Origin of the sequence: Micromonospora sagamiensis (assembly GCF_014680085.1) — a bacterium.
Classification (GTDB): Bacteria; Actinomycetota; Actinomycetes; order Mycobacteriales; family Micromonosporaceae; genus Micromonospora; species Micromonospora inyonensis.
In genome coordinates, this window is record NZ_AP023438.1 from 6,555,510 (window position 1) to 6,571,939 (window position 16,430).

General features: G+C 72.7%; 16 protein-coding genes and 1 pseudogene. 15 read left to right on the top strand and 2 right to left on the bottom strand.

Annotated features, from left to right (window positions below; translation table 11 throughout):
* Nucleotides 1–94 precede the first annotated feature (94 nt).
* The 11 genes and pseudogenes from IGA62_RS28140 to recD2 all read left to right on the top strand — a co-directional run bounded on the left by IGA62_RS28140 (nucleotide 95) and on the right by recD2 (nucleotide 12,045).
* Nucleotides 95–922, top strand: coding sequence for an MEDS domain-containing protein (locus IGA62_RS28140; protein WP_232624804.1), 828 nt, complete (start codon nucleotides 95–97; stop codon nucleotides 920–922).
* On the top strand, nucleotides 919–1,881 hold the full coding sequence (locus IGA62_RS28145) for a sensor histidine kinase (RefSeq protein ID WP_145817782.1): 963 nt from the start codon (nucleotides 919–921) through the stop codon (nucleotides 1,879–1,881). Before IGA62_RS28140 ends, IGA62_RS28145 begins: the two co-directional genes overlap by 4 nt.
* Before the next feature lie 61 nt (nucleotides 1,882–1,942).
* Nucleotides 1,943–2,827 (top strand): ABC transporter substrate-binding protein, encoded by an 885-nt coding sequence (locus IGA62_RS28150; RefSeq protein ID WP_186500270.1) that lies wholly within the window; start codon nucleotides 1,943–1,945, stop codon nucleotides 2,825–2,827.
* Between the two features lie 261 nt (nucleotides 2,828–3,088).
* Nucleotides 3,089–4,003, top strand: coding sequence for a ribokinase (locus IGA62_RS28155; RefSeq protein WP_145817780.1), 915 nt, complete (start codon nucleotides 3,089–3,091; stop codon nucleotides 4,001–4,003).
* Nucleotides 4,004–4,008: 5 nt separating this feature from the next.
* Nucleotides 4,009–4,986 (top strand): annotated as a pseudogene (locus IGA62_RS28160) (ABC transporter permease); the annotation flags it as partial.
* Between the two features lie 106 nt (nucleotides 4,987–5,092).
* Complete coding sequence (locus IGA62_RS28165; RefSeq protein WP_145817778.1) at nucleotides 5,093–6,115, top strand: substrate-binding domain-containing protein; 1,023 nt, start codon at nucleotides 5,093–5,095, stop codon at nucleotides 6,113–6,115.
* Nucleotides 6,116–6,119: 4 nt separating this feature from the next.
* The gene (locus IGA62_RS28170) at nucleotides 6,120–7,664 is read left to right on the top strand and encodes a sugar ABC transporter ATP-binding protein (protein ID WP_145817776.1); all 1,545 of its coding nucleotides are present in this window, start codon (nucleotides 6,120–6,122) and stop codon (nucleotides 7,662–7,664) included.
* Nucleotides 7,661–8,116 carry a D-ribose pyranase gene (gene rbsD, locus IGA62_RS28175; RefSeq protein WP_145817775.1) on the top strand — a complete coding sequence of 152 codons (456 nt, stop codon included), beginning with the start codon at nucleotides 7,661–7,663 and terminating at the stop codon, nucleotides 8,114–8,116. The genes IGA62_RS28170 and rbsD overlap by 4 nt, the downstream gene beginning before the upstream one ends.
* 37 nt (nucleotides 8,117–8,153) lie before the next feature.
* Nucleotides 8,154–8,861: a deoxyribose-phosphate aldolase gene (gene deoC / locus IGA62_RS28180; protein WP_145817761.1), complete on the top strand. Its 708-nt coding sequence runs from the start codon at nucleotides 8,154–8,156 to the stop codon at nucleotides 8,859–8,861.
* A gap of 79 nt (nucleotides 8,862–8,940) precedes the next feature.
* A complete protein-coding gene (locus tag IGA62_RS28185) occupies nucleotides 8,941–9,708 on the top strand; it encodes a GntR family transcriptional regulator (protein WP_145817759.1) in 768 nt (255 codons plus the stop codon).
* A 105-nt stretch (nucleotides 9,709–9,813) separates the two neighbouring features.
* Entirely contained in the window at nucleotides 9,814–12,045 is a 2,232-nt protein-coding gene (gene recD2, locus IGA62_RS28190; protein WP_145817757.1) for an SF1B family DNA helicase RecD2, read from the top strand.
* Here the strand turns inward: recD2 and IGA62_RS28195 are convergent.
* A complete protein-coding gene (locus tag IGA62_RS28195) occupies nucleotides 12,035–12,496 on the bottom strand; it encodes a MarR family winged helix-turn-helix transcriptional regulator (RefSeq protein WP_145817755.1) in 462 nt (153 codons plus the stop codon). The two genes, recD2 and IGA62_RS28195, sit on opposite strands and share 11 nt — an antisense overlap.
* A gap of 110 nt (nucleotides 12,497–12,606) precedes the next feature.
* On the opposite strand from IGA62_RS28195, the gene IGA62_RS28200 reads away from it, so the two are divergent.
* The 3 genes from IGA62_RS28200 (at nucleotide 12,607) to IGA62_RS28210 (ending at nucleotide 14,635) form a co-directional block, all read left to right on the top strand.
* Nucleotides 12,607–13,167, top strand: a complete 561-nt coding sequence (locus IGA62_RS28200; protein ID WP_145817753.1) for a YceI family protein — start codon at nucleotides 12,607–12,609, stop codon at nucleotides 13,165–13,167.
* 73 nt (nucleotides 13,168–13,240) lie between these two features.
* Entirely contained in the window at nucleotides 13,241–14,005 is a 765-nt protein-coding gene (locus IGA62_RS28205; protein WP_145817751.1) for a pirin family protein, read from the top strand.
* 36 nt (nucleotides 14,006–14,041) lie between these two features.
* Nucleotides 14,042–14,635 carry a nitroreductase family protein gene (locus tag IGA62_RS28210; protein WP_145817749.1) on the top strand — a complete coding sequence of 198 codons (594 nt, stop codon included), beginning with the start codon at nucleotides 14,042–14,044 and terminating at the stop codon, nucleotides 14,633–14,635.
* A gap of 70 nt (nucleotides 14,636–14,705) precedes the next feature.
* Here IGA62_RS28210 and IGA62_RS28215 read toward each other — a convergent pair whose 3' ends face one another.
* Entirely contained in the window at nucleotides 14,706–15,248 is a 543-nt protein-coding gene (locus tag IGA62_RS28215; RefSeq protein ID WP_145817747.1) for an RNA 2'-phosphotransferase, read from the bottom strand.
* Nucleotides 15,249–15,377: 129 nt separating this feature from the next.
* On the opposite strand from IGA62_RS28215, the gene IGA62_RS28220 reads away from it, so the two are divergent.
* Nucleotides 15,378–16,376, top strand: a complete 999-nt coding sequence (locus IGA62_RS28220) for a methylenetetrahydrofolate reductase (RefSeq protein ID WP_145817745.1) — start codon at nucleotides 15,378–15,380, stop codon at nucleotides 16,374–16,376.
* The last annotated feature ends 54 nt before the right edge of the window (nucleotides 16,377–16,430 follow it).

The window sequence follows — 16,430 nt, forward strand, 5'->3', positions numbered from 1 at the left end:
ACCCCCGGTCCGGCGGAGATGCTGCCGGCGGCATCCGCCCGGCAGGATGACCCGCCTCCGAACCGGCCTACACTGTCGCCATGGGGTGTCCGGGGTGAACGGTCGATCGCGGCAGGCGGCGTACCGGCACGTGTGCTGGCGGTACGACGACCGCGCGGCCCTGCACGCCCAGGCACGGACCTTCCTCCTGGAGGGCCTCGCCCTCGGGGAGCAGATCTGGTACGTCACGTCCGAACCGGACCCGGTCGCCGACCAGCTGCGGGAGGAGCCCCTGATCCGGGACGCCATCCGCCGGGAAGCCGCCCGGATCGTCCCGTTGGGCTCGGCCTACGCCCACGACCACATCGTCGACCCCGCCGACCAGGTGCGGGCCTACGCGACCGCGACGGAGGACGCCCTGGCCGCCGGCCACACCGGACTGCGGGTGGCCGCCGACGCCACCGCGCTGGTGCGCACCCCGGCGCAGCGGGACGCCTTCGCCCGGTACGAACACCTCATCGACCGGTACATGCGCGTCCGACCGATGTCGGCCATGTGCGCCTACGACCGGCGGCTGTTGGGCGACGAGGCCGTCCGGGAACTGGCCTGCCTGCATCCGGGCAACAACGCCGACGACGTCCTCTTCCGGCTCTACGCCGAGACGCCGGGCGACGGTCACGCGGCACTCGTCGGCGAACTGGACGCCTCGAACCACGAGCTGTTCCGGGCCGCACTCGAGCGCGCCGACCCGCGTCCGGCCGCCGGTCGGCTGGTGGTGGAGGCGACCGACCTGCGCTTCATCGACCACCGCAACCTGATCCAGCTGCGGGACCACGCCCGCGCGCGGGGCGCCGTGGCCGTCCTGCGAACCTCCCGGTCCGCCGCCGCCCGGGTCGCCGAGTTGCTCGACCTTCCCGGGCTGGACGTCGAGGTGACCCGTTGAGGACAGGTGCCGCCGCCGGTCACGTCGGCTACTTCCACGAGGCGATCTGCTACGACTCCGACGAGGAGCTGCTCGCCGTGGTGCTGCCCTTCCTGCTCGGCGGAGTCGAGGCGGGCGAGCCGACGCTGGTCTCCTTCGGCGAGCGCCACGCGGCACTGGTCCGGTCGGCGTTGCCGGCCGACTCGGGGGTGCAGTTCCTCGCCGGCGGCGACGTCTACGCCCGGCCGACGGCCGCGATCCGGTCGTACCGGCGGCTGCTGGCCGAGCACGTCGCCGCCGGAGCCGGGCAGATCCGGATCGTCGGTGAGCTGGCCCCGGCCGCCCTCGGCACGACCTGGGACTGGTGGGCCCGGTACGAGTCGGCGATCAACCATGCCTACGACGAGTTCCCCCTGTGGAGCATGTGCGCCTACGACCGGCGGGTCACGCCGGCTCCGGTGCTGGCGGACGTGCTGCGGACCCACCCGCGGGTCGCGCTGCCCGACGGCCGGCACCTGCCGAGCGAGACGTACACCGATCCGCTGGTCTATCTCACCGAGCCCCGACCGGTGCTGCCCGATCCGATCCAGTACACGCCGCCCCTGGTGGAGCTGGTCGAGCCGAGCCCGGCGCGGGCCCGCGCGGCGGTGTACGACGCCGACCGGGGCCATCTGCCACCCGACGACGTCGAGGACCTGGTCGTGGCGGTGAGCGAGACGGTGACCAACGCGCTGCGGCACGGACGCCGACCGGTGGCGCTGCGGCTCTGGAGCGGGCCGGACCGCATTGTGGTCACCGTCCACGACGGCGGTGACGGCCCGAAGGACCCGTTCGCCGGTCTGCTGCCCACCGGCAACGGTGCGAACGGCGGTCTCGGGCTGTGGATCACCCACCAGTCCTGCAACCACGTGACGATGCACCGGGGGACGGACGGCTTCACCGTCCGCCTGACCGGTGGAAACGCACACGTCACCAGCTGAGGCGCGCAGCGCACCCGCCGACACCTCGTACGGCGTCCCGGCACCGGGCATGATGGCGTTCATGCGCCTCGTCTCCCTGCTCCCCTCGGCCACGGACATCGTCTACGCGCTCGGCCTCGGCGACGACCTGGTCGGGGTGACCTTCGAGTGCGACGTCCCCCCGGCCGACCGGGCCGGCAAGCTCGTGGTGGTGGGCGGCCGGGACACCCGTGGCATGAGCCCGGGCGAGATCGACGCCTACGTCCGGGCGCAACGGGCGGCCGGAGCGGACCTGTACACCCTGCACGCCGACGCACTGGCCGGGCTGGACCCGGACCTCATCCTCACCCAGGACCTGTGCCGGGTCTGCGCACTCCCGTCGGGGCAGCTCACCGACGCCCTGGACCACCTGGGCTGCCGCGCCGACGTGCTGTCGCTGGACCCGTACACACTGGACGACGTGCTCGACACGATCCTCGCGGTCGGGCAGCGGGCGGGCGTACCGGATCGGGCATCGTCCCTGGTGGCCGCGCTGCGCGACCGGCTCGCGGCGGTGTCGGCAGCGGTCGCCGGGCGGCCCCGCCCCCGGGTCGTGGTGGTGGAGTGGGTCGACCCGCCGTTCGCGGCCGGGCACTGGATTCCCGACCTCGTCTCCGCCGCCGGGGGCGAACCGGTGACCGCGCACCCGGGGGCCCGGTCGGCACCGACCACCTGGGCGAGGCTGGCCGACGCCGCACCGGAGGTCGTGCTCGTCGCGCCGTGCGGCTTCGACCTGACCGGCGCTACCCGACAGGCGGAACAGGTCGCCTCCCGCTTCCCCGGGGCGACGGTGTGGGCCGTCGACGCCGACGCCCTCGTGGTGCGCCCCGGTCCCCGGCTGGTGGACGGCGTCGCGGCGATCGCCGCGATCCTGCACCCGGAGGCCGTACCGCCCGCCCCCGTCGGCGCGACCGCCCGGGTGGCGTGACCCCCGGCCGACGCCCGTCCCCCACACGGGTGCCGTGACCCCCGCCTGACCTGCGTCTGTTCCCGCGCCCCGGGCCCCGCGACCGGAGGTGGGCGCAGCGCCGCGCTGACGTCCGCCAGCAGCACGCCGGGTGACGCGGCGGTGGCCCCGGGATTTCCGGATTGTTTCCGGCGACCACCCCTGCCGCTATTGACACCGCCCTGACGCGCTCCCTATGGTCCCCTCAGTTGTACATGGTTGTCCATGAACATGAGGCCCAGGATGAAGATTGCAGTGATCGGCAGCTACGGCGCCGGGCTCACCATGCGGGTGCCCCGGGTGCCGGTCGCCGGGGAGACCCTCTCCGGGGGTCGGTTCGCCTCCGGGCACGGAGGCAAGGGCTCGAACCAGGCGGTGGCCGCCGCCCGGCTCGGTGCCGAGGTCAGCCTGCTGACCGCCGTCGGCGCGGACCAGTTCGGCACCGGCGCCCGACAGCTCTGGGCCGAGGAGGGGATCGACGCCACCGGCGTCCGGACGATCGGGGCCGCCGCCACCATGGTCGGCGTCATCCTCGTCGACCAGCAGGGCGAGAACCGGATCGCCATCGCGCCCGGCGCGCTCGACGAGCTGACCCCGGCCGACGTCGACGGCTTCGCCGATCGCATCGCCGCCGCCGACCTGGTGGTGGTCTCGCTGGAGATTCCGCTGGAGGTCGCCGTCGCGGCGCTGCGCACCGCCCACGAACACGGCGTCCGGACGCTGCTCAACCCCGCGCCGGCCGTCCGGCTGCCGGACGAGGCGTGGGGCTGGATCGACGTCGTGACGCCGAACGCCAGCGAGGCCCGGGTGCTCACCGGCCGCGACCCGGAGGACCCGGCCACCGGCGACGAGCTGGTCGACCTGATCCGCACCCGTCACGCCGGCACGATCGTGCTCACCCTCGGCGCCGAGGGTGCGCTGATCGACCACGACGGGCAGCGGGTCCGGGTCGACCCGGTCCGGGTGCCGCGCGTGGTCGACACCACCGGCGCCGGGGACGCCTTCACCGGCGCGCTCGCCGTCGCCCTCGCCCGGGGCGACGCCCTCACCGATGCGGTCCGTTTCGCCGCCGCGGCCGGCGCGCACGCCGTCGGAGTCGCCGAGGTGATCCCCGCCCTGCCCTACCCGGACGACGTCGCGGCCCTGCTGAGGAGATGACACCAATGGCCCAGATGACCACCGCCCCGGCGGCGGCACCGGTGGAGAAGACCGCCGTCCCCCGCACCCGCTCCCCGTTCCAGCGTTTCCTGCACGCCCGCGAGGCCAGCACCTTCCTCGCCCTCGTCGTGCTCTTCAGCCTGGGCACGCTGATCGCCCCGGGCTTCGTCGGCACCGACAACTTCCTCACCGTCGGCCAGCAGATCGCGCAGATCGGCATCATGGCCGTCGGGGTCACCTTCGTCATCATCAACGCCGAGATCGACCTCTCGGTGGGTTCGATCTACGGCCTCGGCGCGGTCGTCTGCGGACTGCTGATGACCTCCGACGTGGCCTGGCCGCTCGCCGCCCTCGGCGGGATCGCCGCAGGTGCGGTCGCCGGCCTGCTCAACGGCCTGATGACGGTGGGCTTCGGCATCCCCTCGTTCATCGTCACCCTGGGCACGCTGAGCGTCTACCGGGGCGTCACGCTGCTGCTCAGCGGCGGCTCACCGATCTCCCTGTCGTCCAACGAGGCGAACGTGGCCGAGTTCAACCTGCTCGGTCAGGGCAAGCTGTTCGGTCTCCTCCCGATGCAGCTGGTCATCTTCGCGCTCGTCGCCGTCCTCGGCATGGTCGTGCTGTCCCGTTCCCGCTACGGCTTCAACACCTACGCCGTGGGCGGCAGCGCCGAGGCCGCCCGGCTGTGCGGGATCAACACCGGCCGGGTCAAGGTCGCCGCGTTCACGCTCTCCGGAACGCTCGCCGGCCTGGCCGGCGTGCTCGGCCTCTCCTTCCTGTCCTACGTGCAGGGCGTCACCGGCACCGGCATGGAACTGACCGCCATCTCCGCCGTGATCATCGGTGGCGCGGCCCTGTTCGGCGGCTCCGGCACCATGCTCGGCACCGTCATCGGCGTCGCCTTCATCGGCGTCCTGCAGAACATCCTGAACCTGCGCGGCATCTCCTCGTTCTGGCAGACCGTGGCGACCGGCGCGGTGATCATCCTGGCCGTGGCCGCCGACACCTGGCTACGCCGACGCTCCGGGCGGCGCTGACCGCCCCGACCCGCACCACACCCCCATCCCCACATCCAAGGAGCACCCCCCGATGAAGCTCACCCTCCGGCGCCGGATCGCGGTCGCCGCCACCCTCGGCCTCACGCTGCTGGCCGGCAGCGCCTGCGGCGCGGTCACTCCGGCCAGCACCTCCTCCAGCGGTGACAGTGGCGCCTTCCAGCTCGCCGACTACATCAAGGAAGCCGTCGACAAGGGACAACCGCTCAAGATCCGGCTCAGCTACCACGACCCGTCGCTGGCCTTCGCCGTCCCGATCCGGCAGGGCATGGAGCGCGGCGCGAAGGAACTCGGCGTCGAGGCGCAGATGATCGGCCCGACCGGCGGCAACGCCGCCGACCAGGTCGCCGAGTTGCAGACGCTGATCAACCAGAAGCAGATCCACGGCCTGGCGGTCTCCTCGGCCAGCAACGACGCGCTCAAGCCGGTCATCGCGCAGGCGTACGACGCGGGCATCCCGATCATCTCGTTCAACACGAACAACCCGGAGTCCAAGCAGATGGGCTTCGTCGGGCAGGACCTCGTCGCCTCCGGTGAGTCGCTCGCCAAGGAACTGCTCGGCGTGCTGAAGGGCAAGAAGGGCAAGGTCGTGGTGGTGTCGGTCGACTCCGGCGCCGGCTGGTCCAACGACCGCTTCACCGGCTTCCAGACCGGCCTGAAGGACTCCGGCCTCCAGATCGTCGGCCCGGTCAACACCGGCAACGAGCCGAGCGCGGCGTACAACACCATCGAGTCGACGATGGCCGCGCAGGGCGACGCGGTCGCCCTGGTCTCCCTCGACTGCTGCAGCTTCACCGCCGGGGCCAAGTGGCTCCAGCAGTCCGGCAAGACCGGGAAGATCCACTCGGTGGGCTTCGACGTGCAGCCGCAGACCGTCGACTACCTCAAGGGCGGCGTGGTCGACCTGACCATCAGCCAGGGGCCGGCCGAGCAGGGCTACCAGGCGGTCAAGCTGCTCGCCGCCTACCTGAAGAACGGCACCGAGATCAAGAACGTGGACACGGGCGCGCTCGTGGTCACCCGCGACAACGTGGCCACCGTGCCGGTGGAGGGCTGAGCCGATGACCAGCCCGGCCACGATCCTCGCCCCCGCCACGGCCGCCGTCGAGGTGTCCGGCCTGTCGAAGCACTTCGGCGCCGTCCGCGCGTTGCAGGACGTCAGCCTGAGCGTCCCCACCGGCAGTCTCACCGCCGTCATGGGGGAGAACGGCGCCGGCAAGTCGACGCTGATGAAGATCCTGGCCGGGCTGGACACGCCCACCACCGGCACCGTACGGGTGGCCGGCGAGGAGGTCCGCCGCTTCCACCCGGCCACCCTGCTCAGCCGGCACCAGGTCGCGCTGGTGCCGCAGGAACTCTCCCTCGCCCAGGACCGCACCGTCGCGGAGAACATCCTGCTCGGCGCCGAGCCCGGCTCCCGGCCCTTCCCGCACCGCCGCCGGATGGAGGAGCAGGCCGCGCACCTGCTGGACCGGCTCGGCCTGCGGGTCGACCCGCGTCGCGCCGTACGGCACCTCGACGCGGCGTCCCAGCAGCTGGTGGTCATCGCCCGCTCGCTGGCCCGCCGGGCCCGGGTGGTCATTCTCGACGAGCCGACCTCGATCCTGTCCCCGGCGGAGTCCGAGCGGCTCTTCGGGGTGATCCGCTCGTTGCAGGCCGACGGCGTCACGCTCCTCTACGTCTCGCACCGGATGCCCGAGGTCTTCGCCCTGTCCCAGCACATCCACGTGCTGCGCGACGGTCGACACGTCGGGCACTGGCCCACCGCGCAGGTCACCCCGGACCAGGTGGTCGCGGCGATGGTCGGGCGGGAACTCGCCGCCGAGTTCGCCCGGCACGACACTCCCCCACCGGCGGCCACGGCCACCCCCCGGCTGCGCCTGCGCGGCGTCTCCGGCACCGGGTTCACCGGCGTCGACCTCGACGTCGCCCCGGGTGAGGTGGTCGGCGTGGCCGGCCTGCCCGACAGCGGCCGGATCGAGCTGCTGCGCGGTGTCTTCGGCGCCGACCCGGTGCGCGACGGCGAACTGGCCCTCGACGGGGAACGGTTCACCGCCCGGTCCCCGCGCGACGCCATCCGCGCCCGGATCGCCTACCTGCCCGGGGAACGCCGGCAACAGGGCATCCTGCCGACGATGAGCGTCGCCGACAACGTCACCGTGCTGACCCTGGGCCGGCGGCAACGGTTCGGGGTGCTGCGGCGGCGGGCCCTGCGGCGCGATGCCGAGGACCGCGCCCGCGAGCTGACGGTGAAGACCGCCACCACCGCCCAGGGCATCACCCAGCTCTCCGGCGGCAACCAGCAGAAGGCCCTGCTCGCCCGCTGGCTGTCGATCGAGCCCCGGCTGATGCTGCTCGACGAACCCACCCGTGGCGTCGACGTCGGCGCCAAGGCGGAGATCTACCGGCTGTTCCGCAGCCTCACCGGCGCCGGTGTGTCCATCGTCGTCTCCTCGTCGGACCTGCCCGAACTGCTCACCGTCAGCGACCGGATCGCCGTCATGGCGGCCGGCCGCCTGGTCGGTGTGCTCGACGCGGCCGACGCCACCGAGGAGACGGTGATGGCCCTGGCCACCGGCGCCCACACCATGAAGGAGAACGCATGAAACGTCGAGGTCTGCTCAACGCGGAGCTGTCCGGGGTGCTCGCCACGCTCGGCCACACCGACCTGCTGCTCGTCGTCGACGCCGGGTTCCCCATCCCGCGTACGGCCCACCGCGTCGACCTGGCCCTCGCGGAGGACCTGCCCGACCTGACCACCGTGCTGGCGCTCGTCGCCGACGAGATCATCGTCGAGGGCGTGGTGGTCGCCGAGGACGTCACCACGCACAACACGCCGCTGGCGCAGTGGCTGGGGCAGCGCTTCCCGGGCGTACCGCTGACCACCCGCCCGCACGCCGAGATGCTCGGCGAACTGGCCCACCAGGCCAAGGCGATCGTCCGGACCGGCGCGTTCAACCCGTGGGGCAACGTCGGTCTGGTCTGCGGCGTGGACGTGCCGCGCTGGTTCGACGAGCCCGGCGTGATCGTCCCCGACTACTACCGGGACCGGATGTAGCGGCATCGCCGCGACGTAACCCGATTTGGAGAGAACCGTGAGCACTGCCTTCCTGACCGACGTCGACCTCCGCCCCGCGACGTTGGCTCCCTACATCCAGCACACGCTGATCGACGTCGGCGTCACCTACGACCGGATCGTCGCCCACGCCGAGGAGACCGCCCGGTACGGCTTCAACGCCGCGATGGTGCCCGGCTCCTGGGTCGCCGAGGTGGCCGAGGTGCTGCGCGGCACCGGTGTCGAGGTCGCCTCGGCCCTGGACTTCCCGACGGTGGGGGTGACCACCAGCGCCGGCAAGGCCGCCGAGGCGGAGAGCCTGGTCCGGGCCGGCGCCACCCAGATCGACATCGGCGTGCAGATCGGCTGGCTCAAGAGCGGCCGGTTCGACGCCTTCCGCGACGACATCGCCGGCGTGGTGAAGGCGTCCGGCGTACCGGTCAAGGTGATGCTCGAACTGCCGCTGCTCACCCCCGCCGAGCGGGAGGCCGCCGTGGCACTGTCCATCGAGGCCGGTGCGGCGTTCCTGAAGAACGCCAGCAGCGGCCAGGTCGAGGTGGCCAACCCGGACAGCATCGCCTACCTGGTGGCCCGCGCCCCGGAGGGCGTGCAGGTCAAGGCGTCGGGCAGCATCAAGTCCTTCGCGCAGGCGCTGTCCCTGCTGCGCGCGGGGGCGGTGCTGCTCGGCACCAGCGCCGGGGTGGCTATCGTCACTGACAACGTCACCGAACACACGACGAGCTACTGACCGTCTGTCGCCCCTCGACACGCGTGCCCGGCCGGTGGCCGGCGCCGGTCGGGGGGCGACGGCCCCCACGGAAGGTGCCATGTCCGACCGACCACACCCCGACGGGGTGACCGAGCAACTCGACCGGGACGCGCCGGCCCCGCTGCACGCGCAGGTGTCCGAGCAGATCCGGGCGAAGATCCTGTCGGCCGAGTGGCCACCGCACTACCGGCTGCGCAGCGAGCCGGAACTCGCCGCCGACCTGGGCATCTCGCGGGGCACGCTACGGCGGGCGCTGGCGACGCTGATCCGCGACGGCCTGCTGGTGCAGGTACGCGGGCGGGGCACGTTCGTCACGTCCACCACCATCGAGCCGTCCATCGCGCAGAAGCTGACCACCCTCTCCGAGGACTTCGCCCGGCAGGGTGTCTCCTACACCACCGAGGTGGTCTCCCAGCGGGTGATGGCCGCCCCGCCACCGCTGGCCACCCTGCTCGACCTGAGTCCCGGCCAGTCGGTGCTGCGCCTGGAACGACTCCGTTCCGCCTCCACCGGGCCGGTGGCCTGGCTGGTCAACTACGTCCGTACCGACCTGACACCCGGACTGGAGCAGGCGGACCTGGCCAACCGTTCCCTGTTCGGCCTGCTCGAGAACGAGTACGGGTTGAAGATCACCACCGGTCGGCGGACGTTCACCGCGACCGCCGCCACCGACCGGATCGCCACCGCGCTCGGTGTGCCCGAGGGTTTCCCGCTGCTGTACCTGGAGCAGATCACCTACCTCCACGACGGCCGTGCGATCGAGTACTCCGACGTGTGGATCCACAGCGAGCGGATGCGGGTCACCTCCCTGCTCAGCCGTCGCTGAGCCCCGGCGGCGGACGCACCTGCCGGGGTCGGCCCCGCGACGGCGGACGCGGACGGCGCGCCGTGCCCACCGGTGTGTCGGACGGGTCTGCCATCATCGTCTGCGATGACCGCCGTACCGCCCGCCCCGGCCGCCGCCCCCGCCCGGGGCGCGACGCTGGAGGCGGTGCTGGAACGGATCACGTACGTCAACGAGGAGACCGGGTACACGATCGCCCGGGTCGCCACCGACCGTTCCGGCACCGACCTGCTCACCGTGATCGGCGCCCTGCCCGGCGTGCAGCCCGGGGAGCGGCTGCGGATGGTCGGCCGCTGGGGGTCGCACCCGAAGTACGGCCGCCAGTTCGAGGTGCACAGCTGCACCAGCGTGCTGCCCGCCACGGTGCAGGGCATCGAGCGCTACCTCGGCTCGGGGCTGATCAAGGGGATCGGGCCGAAGATGGCCGCCCGGATCGTCGCCGCGTTCGGCGCGCAGACCCTGGACGTCATCGAGAACGAGCCGGGCCGGCTGATCGAGGTCCACGGCCTCGGCCGCAAGCGCACCGCGGCGATCGGCACCGCCTGGCAGGAGCAGAAGGCCATCAAGGAGGTGATGGTCTTCCTCCAGGGCGTCGGCGTCTCCACCTCGCACGCCGTGCGCATCTACAAGGAGTACGGCGACAACGCGATCTCGGTGGTGCGCAACGAGCCGTACCGGCTGGCCGCCGACGTGTGGGGCATCGGCTTCCGGACGGCCGACAGCATCGCGCAGGCGGTGGGCATCCCGCACGACAGTCCGCAGCGGGTGCAGGCGGGCATCCGGTACACCCTCTCCGAGGCCGCCGACAACGGGCACTGCTACCTGCCGGAACCGAACCTGCTCGCCGACGCCGCCGCGATCCTGGGCGTGCCGGCGCCACTGGTCGCCGAGTGCCTGACCTCGCTCGCCGCCGACGAGGGGGTGGTCCGGGAGCCGGTGCCGAACCCGAGCGGCGACGGGGGCACCATCCCGGCGGTGTACCTGGTGCCGTTCCACCGGGCCGAGTCGGCGCTCGCGGCGAGCCTGGTCCGGCTGCTGCGCGAGCCGGCCGACCGGATGCCGGCCTTCGCGGGCGTGGACTGGGGCCGGGCGCTGGCCTGGCTGCGGGCCCGGACCGGGGCGGACCTGGCCCCGGAGCAGGAGCAGGCGGTACGGCTCGCGCTCACCTCGAAGGTCGCCGTGCTCACCGGCGGTCCGGGCTGCGGCAAGTCGTTCACGGTCCGGTCGGTGATCGAGCTGGCCACCGCGAAGAAGGCGAAGATCGTGCTGGCCGCGCCGACCGGGCGCGCCGCGAAGCGGCTGACCGAGCTGACCGGGCAGCCGGCGACCACCGTGCACCGGCTGCTCCAACTGCGGCCGGGCGGGGACGCCGCCCACGACCGGGACAACCCGCTCGACGCCGACCTGGTGGTGGTGGACGAGGCGTCGATGCTCGACCTGATCCTGGCCAACAAGCTGGTCAAGGCGGTACCGCCGGGGGCGCACCTGCTGCTGGTCGGCGACGTCGACCAGTTGCCCTCGGTGGGCGCGGGCGAGGTGCTGCGCGACGTCCTGGCCGCCGCGACCGTCCCCCGGGTCCGGCTGACCCGGATCTTCCGGCAGGCGCAGGAGTCCGGCGTGGTGGTCAACGCGCACCGGATCAACGCGGGCCAGCCCCCGGCGTTCGAGGGGTACCCGGACTTCTTCCTCTTCCCCAGCGACGAGCCGGAGGCCACCGCCGAGCAGGTGGTGGAGATCGTCGCCCGGCGGATTCCCCGCCGCTTCGGTCTGCATCCCCGCGACATCCAGGTGCTCACCCCGATGCACCGGGGACCGGCCGGTGCGGGCAACCTCAACGCGTTGCTGCAACAGGCGCTCGCGCCGCACCGGGAGGGCGCGCCGGAGCGGCGGCACGGATCGCGGGTGTTCCGGGTCGGCGACAAGGTCATCCAGATCCGGAACAACTACGAGAAGGGCGCGGCGGGCGTCTTCAACGGCACGGTCGGCATGGTCACCGCGATCGACCCCGACGAGCAGACGCTGACCGTCCGCACCGACGAGGACGAGGACGTCGGGTACGACTTCCACGAGCTGGACGAGTTGCAGCACGCGTACGCGATCACGGTGCACCGTTCACAGGGCAGCGAGTACCCGGCGGTGGTGGTGCCGGTGACCATGGGGTCGTACATGATGTTGCAGCGCAACCTGCTCTACACGGCCGTCACCCGGGCCCGGAAGCTGGTCGTGCTGGCCGGCTCCCGCCGGGCCCTAGCGATCGCCGTGCGGACGGCGGGCACCGGCCGCCGGCACACCGCGCTCACCCACCGGATCACCGGCTAGCGTCGGCGTCCAGCCGGCGCAGCACCCGGGTGGCGAGACGTTCCAGGGCGGCCACCCCGTCCCGGTCGAACTGGTCGAGGAAGAACTCCCGGACGGCCGCCACGTGCCCCGGGGCGGCCCCCTCGATGGCCTCCCGTCCGGCAGGGGTGAGCACCACGAAGGCCCCGCGGCGGTCGCCGGGGCAGCCCTCGCGGTCGACCAGGCCCCGGCGCTGCATCCGGCTGAGGTGGTGGGACAGGCGGCTCTGCTCCCACTCCAGTTGCTCCTGGAGCGCGAAGGGGCGCAGTCGTCCCCCGTCCGCCTCGGTGAGCGCCACGAGGACCTCGTAGTCGGCGAGGGACAGGCCGGAGTCCTGCTGCAACTGCCGCCCCAGTCGGGCGGTGAGCCGGTTCTGCATCTGGAGGTAGGCCCGCCAGGCGCGCTGTTCGTCGTCGTCGAGCCATCGGGTCATGACTCCACCCTACCAGTGATCGATGACACATCATGTAGGGAATGGATGACGGGTCATGTAGGTTGAGGCAGACGTAAATGACACATCATCGAAATCACCTGGAGGACGTCATGACCGCACCGACCGCCGAACTCGCCCAGCTCACCGGCGTCTACACGATCGACCCGAGCCACAGCCGGATCGGCTTCGTCGCCCGCCACGCGATGGTGACCAAGGTCCGGGGGGCGTTCAACGACTTCGAGGGCCGGGTGGTCTTCGACGGCGACGACCCGAGCGCGACCGCGGTGACCGTCACCATCAGGGCGGCCAGCATCGACACCCGCAACGCGCAGCGCGACGAGCACCTGCGCAGCAACGACTTCCTCGCCATGGAGACCCACCCGGAGATCACCTTCGTCTCCACCGCGTTCCGGCAGACCGGCGCGGACACCTTCGACCTGACCGGTGACCTCACCGTCCGGGGCGTCACCCACCCGGTGACCATCCCCTTCACCTACGAGGGCTCGGCCACCGACCCGTTCGGCAACCTGCGGGTCGGCTTCGAGGGCGCGGTGACCATCAACCGTCGCGACTACGGGGTCACCTGGAACGCCGCCCTGGAGACCGGCGGTGTCCTGGTCAGCGACAAGATCGTCCTCGAGTTCGAGGTCTCCGCGATCAAGCAGTCCTGACCCGTGGGGCGCGCCGCGCCGACGGTGCGCCCCCGCTCCCCCACCGACCGCCTTCCCGTGGAGAGGACCTCCCGTGAGCACCCTGCTGACCCCCCGCGTCGACATCCGCCGGGCCGACGAGCGGTTCGTCACCGACATCGGCTGGCTCGACTCGAAGCACTCGTTCTCGTTCGGCCGGCACCGCGACGCGGCCAACACCCACCACGGGCTGCTCCTGGTCAACAACGACGACATCGTCACGCCGGGCACCGGCTTCGAGACCCACCCGCACCGGGACATGGAGATCGTCACCTGGGTGCTGCGGGGTTCCCTGGTCCACCAGGACTCCACCGGCCACTCCGGGGTCATCTACCCGGGGCTGGCCCAGCGGATGACCGCCGGTCGCGGCATCCTGCACTCGGAGAAGAACGACTCCTGGCGCATCGAGGGCGAACGGCATGCCGAGCCGGTGCACTTCGTCCAGATGTGGGTGGTGCCCGACGAGACCGGCCTGGCCCCCGGCTACGAACAGCTCGAGATCGACGACGAACTGCTCGGTGGCGGTCTGGTCCCGGTCGCGTCCGGGATGGACCGGCACGACGGGGAGGCCGCCATCCGGATCCGTAACCGGTACGCCGCCCTGTACGCGGCCCGGCTCGAACCCGGCCGGAGCGTGCCGCTGCCGGACGCGCCCTTCCTGCACCTGTTCGTGGCCCGAGGCGCGGTCGAGCTGGAGGGCTCCGGCCCGCTGGGCACCGGCGACGCCGTCCGGTTCACGGCCGGCGGCGGCCACCGGGTCACCGCCACCGAACCCGCCGAGATCCTGGTCTGGGAGATGCACGCCACCATCGCCGGCTGACCCGGACCGGATCCCCACCCCGCGAGGAAACGCACCATGACGTACGCCAAGTCCGCCGACACCCCGGCACCGTTGCACCCGCTGCTCGCCGGGCGGTGGAGCCCCCGCAGCTTCGACCCCACGCACCACCTCGACGACGCGGTGCTGCGCCCGCTGCTGGAGGCGGCCCGCTGGGCGCCGTCGGCCAACAACAGCCAACCCTGGCGTTTCCTGGTCACCCGACGGGACGAGGACGCCTTCACCCGGCTGCACGCGACGCTCAACCCCGGCAACCAGGTGTGGGCCGACGCGGCCAGCGCCCTGCTCCTGGTGGCGGCGCGGACGGTGGACGACACCGGACAGCAGCGGCCGTTCGCTCTCTACGACACCGGTCAGGCCGTCGCCCACCTGGTCCTCCAGGCCCAGGCGCACGGCCTGGCCACCCATCAGATGGGCGGTTTCGACGCCACCGCCGTCCGGGCCGCCTTCGATCTCGACGGGGACCTCCAGCCGGTGGTGGTGCTCGCCGTCGGCCGTGCGGACGCGGCGACCCGGCTGCCCGCCCCGCTGGCCGCCCGGGAGGAGGCACCCCGGGTCCGGCAGCCGCTGGACGCGCTGCTGCTGTCACCGGCCCGGGTCGCGACGGGCTGAGCCGGACCTCCGCCCGGCCGAGCCGTCCGGGCATGCGCCCACCGGGCCGGGCCGTGGCCGCCGTCAGCGGTCACGGCCCGGTCAGGTAGGCGGTCGGAACGGCGTCGGTCAGCCACACCCCGTTGGCGCTGCGGTAGAACACGTGCCCGTCGCCGGCCATCCCGGCGGCGTCCACGGTGAGGACCACCACCTCGCCGCCCCGGCGGGAGCCGACCCGGCGGGCGGTCGGCACGTCCGCCGAGAGGTGCACGTGGTGCCTGGCCCCCCGGTGCAGGCCGGTGTCCAGGATGGAGTCCAGGGCGTCCCGGCTCGTGCCGTGGTAGAGCCGGTCGGGGGGAACGGCCGGAGTCAGGCCCAGGTCGACCGGGATCGAGTGCCCCTGGCTGGCCCGGATCCGTTCCACGCCGTCGTCGCCCCGTTCGACGGCGAACCGCTGCTTGTCGTTGTCGGCGACCACCGCCTCCAGCGCCGCCCGGTCGATCCCGAGCCCCGTCAGCAGGTCGTCGACCGGCACCCACCCGCCCCGGTCAAGGGTGAGGCCGAACTGGTCGGGCTGGTGCCGCAACGCCAGGGACATCCGTTTACTCAACCGCACCAGGGCCCGCTGATCCATGCCGGCATTGTGACCGACCGGTCCCCGCCGGTTGGCACCGGCCGGCGGTGCGCCGGGTCCGCGTCCCGGCAGGCGGACCGACGCCGGCAATGGATGCCCCGGCCCCGGGGCCCGACTACCCTGGTACGCATGTCGGCCCCTCCCCCGCTCTCCCCTGTGGACGGTCCGGCCACCCCGACCGGCTCACCCAGCGCCGGTCCCTCGCTGCGGCACGTGCTCGCCGGGGCGACGCGCGGTCTGCTGCTGTTCGGGATCACCCCACCGCGGGCCAGCGCCACCGCCGAACAGGCCCAGGAGATCGCCCGGTTGACCCGGGCCCGACTCGACCCGCTGGACGTGGACGCGCTGGTGCTCTACGACATCGACGACGAGAGCGACCGCAATCCGGACGAGCGGCCCTTCCCGTACCTGCCGACGATGGATCCGGCCGTCTTCCACGCCGCGCACCTGGCCGGCTGGCGTCGCCCGGCGATCGTCTACCGCTGCGTCGGCAAGTACCCGGAGCCGGAGCTGCGCGACTGGCTGCGCGCGGTGGACACCGGCCGGGTGGGCAGCGTCTTCGTGGGTGCCTCCTCCAGCAGCAAGCAGGTGCGCACCACCCTGCCCCGGGCCCACGCCCTGCGCCGGGAGACCCGGCCCGACCTGGCCGTCGGTGGCGTCGCCATCCCCGAACGACACACCCGTGACCTGGACGAGCACCGGCGGATGCTGACCAAACAGGAACGCGGCTGCGGATTCTTCGTCTCCCAGGTGATCTACGACGTCGACGCGTCCAAGAGCATGGTGTCGGACTACCACTACGCCTGCCGGGAGCGGGGGGTCACCCCACGACCGGTGGTCTTCACCCTCTCGGTCTGCGGCTCGCTCAGGACCCTCGCGTTCCTCCAGTGGCTCGGTGTCCGCGTCCCGCGCTGGCTGGAGAACGCGCTGCGGCACGCCGACGACCCGCTCGCCGAGTCGTACGAGCAGTGCCTGGCCACCGCCCGCGAGCTGGTCACCTTCTGCCGACGGCTCGGGATGCCGTTCGGGTTCAACGTGGAGAGCGTGTCGAACCGGAAGCTGGAGATCGACGCGTCGGTCGCCCTGGCCGCCCGGGTCCGCGACCTGCTCGGCCGGCCGTCCGCCTGATCCGGCGCACCGGTCAGGGGCTGCGGTCGCCGGTTCCCCCGGGCGTGGCGGCCG

Excerpts from the sequence above, each read along its gene's own strand:
- IGA62_RS28215 (WP_145817747.1), bottom strand. The coding sequence starts at position 15,248 with ATGGATCAGCGGGCCCTGGTGCGGTTGAGTAAACGGATGTCCCTGGCG.
- IGA62_RS28170 (WP_145817776.1), top strand. The coding sequence starts at position 6,120 with ATGACCAGCCCGGCCACGATCCTCGCCCCCGCCACGGCCGCCGTCGAG.
- IGA62_RS28185 (WP_145817759.1), top strand. The coding sequence starts at position 8,941 with ATGTCCGACCGACCACACCCCGACGGGGTGACCGAGCAACTCGACCGG.
- rbsD (WP_145817775.1), top strand. The coding sequence starts at position 7,661 with ATGAAACGTCGAGGTCTGCTCAACGCGGAGCTGTCCGGGGTGCTCGCC.
- IGA62_RS28210 (WP_145817749.1), top strand. The coding sequence starts at position 14,042 with ATGACGTACGCCAAGTCCGCCGACACCCCGGCACCGTTGCACCCGCTG.
- recD2 (WP_145817757.1), top strand. The coding sequence starts at position 9,814 with ATGACCGCCGTACCGCCCGCCCCGGCCGCCGCCCCCGCCCGGGGCGCG.
- IGA62_RS28220 (WP_145817745.1), top strand. The coding sequence starts at position 15,378 with ATGTCGGCCCCTCCCCCGCTCTCCCCTGTGGACGGTCCGGCCACCCCG.
- IGA62_RS28150 (WP_186500270.1), top strand. The coding sequence starts at position 1,943 with ATGCGCCTCGTCTCCCTGCTCCCCTCGGCCACGGACATCGTCTACGCG.
- IGA62_RS28165 (WP_145817778.1), top strand. The coding sequence starts at position 5,093 with ATGAAGCTCACCCTCCGGCGCCGGATCGCGGTCGCCGCCACCCTCGGC.
- IGA62_RS28155 (WP_145817780.1), top strand. The coding sequence starts at position 3,089 with ATGAAGATTGCAGTGATCGGCAGCTACGGCGCCGGGCTCACCATGCGG.
- IGA62_RS28200 (WP_145817753.1), top strand. The coding sequence starts at position 12,607 with ATGACCGCACCGACCGCCGAACTCGCCCAGCTCACCGGCGTCTACACG.
- IGA62_RS28195 (WP_145817755.1), bottom strand. The coding sequence starts at position 12,496 with ATGACCCGATGGCTCGACGACGACGAACAGCGCGCCTGGCGGGCCTAC.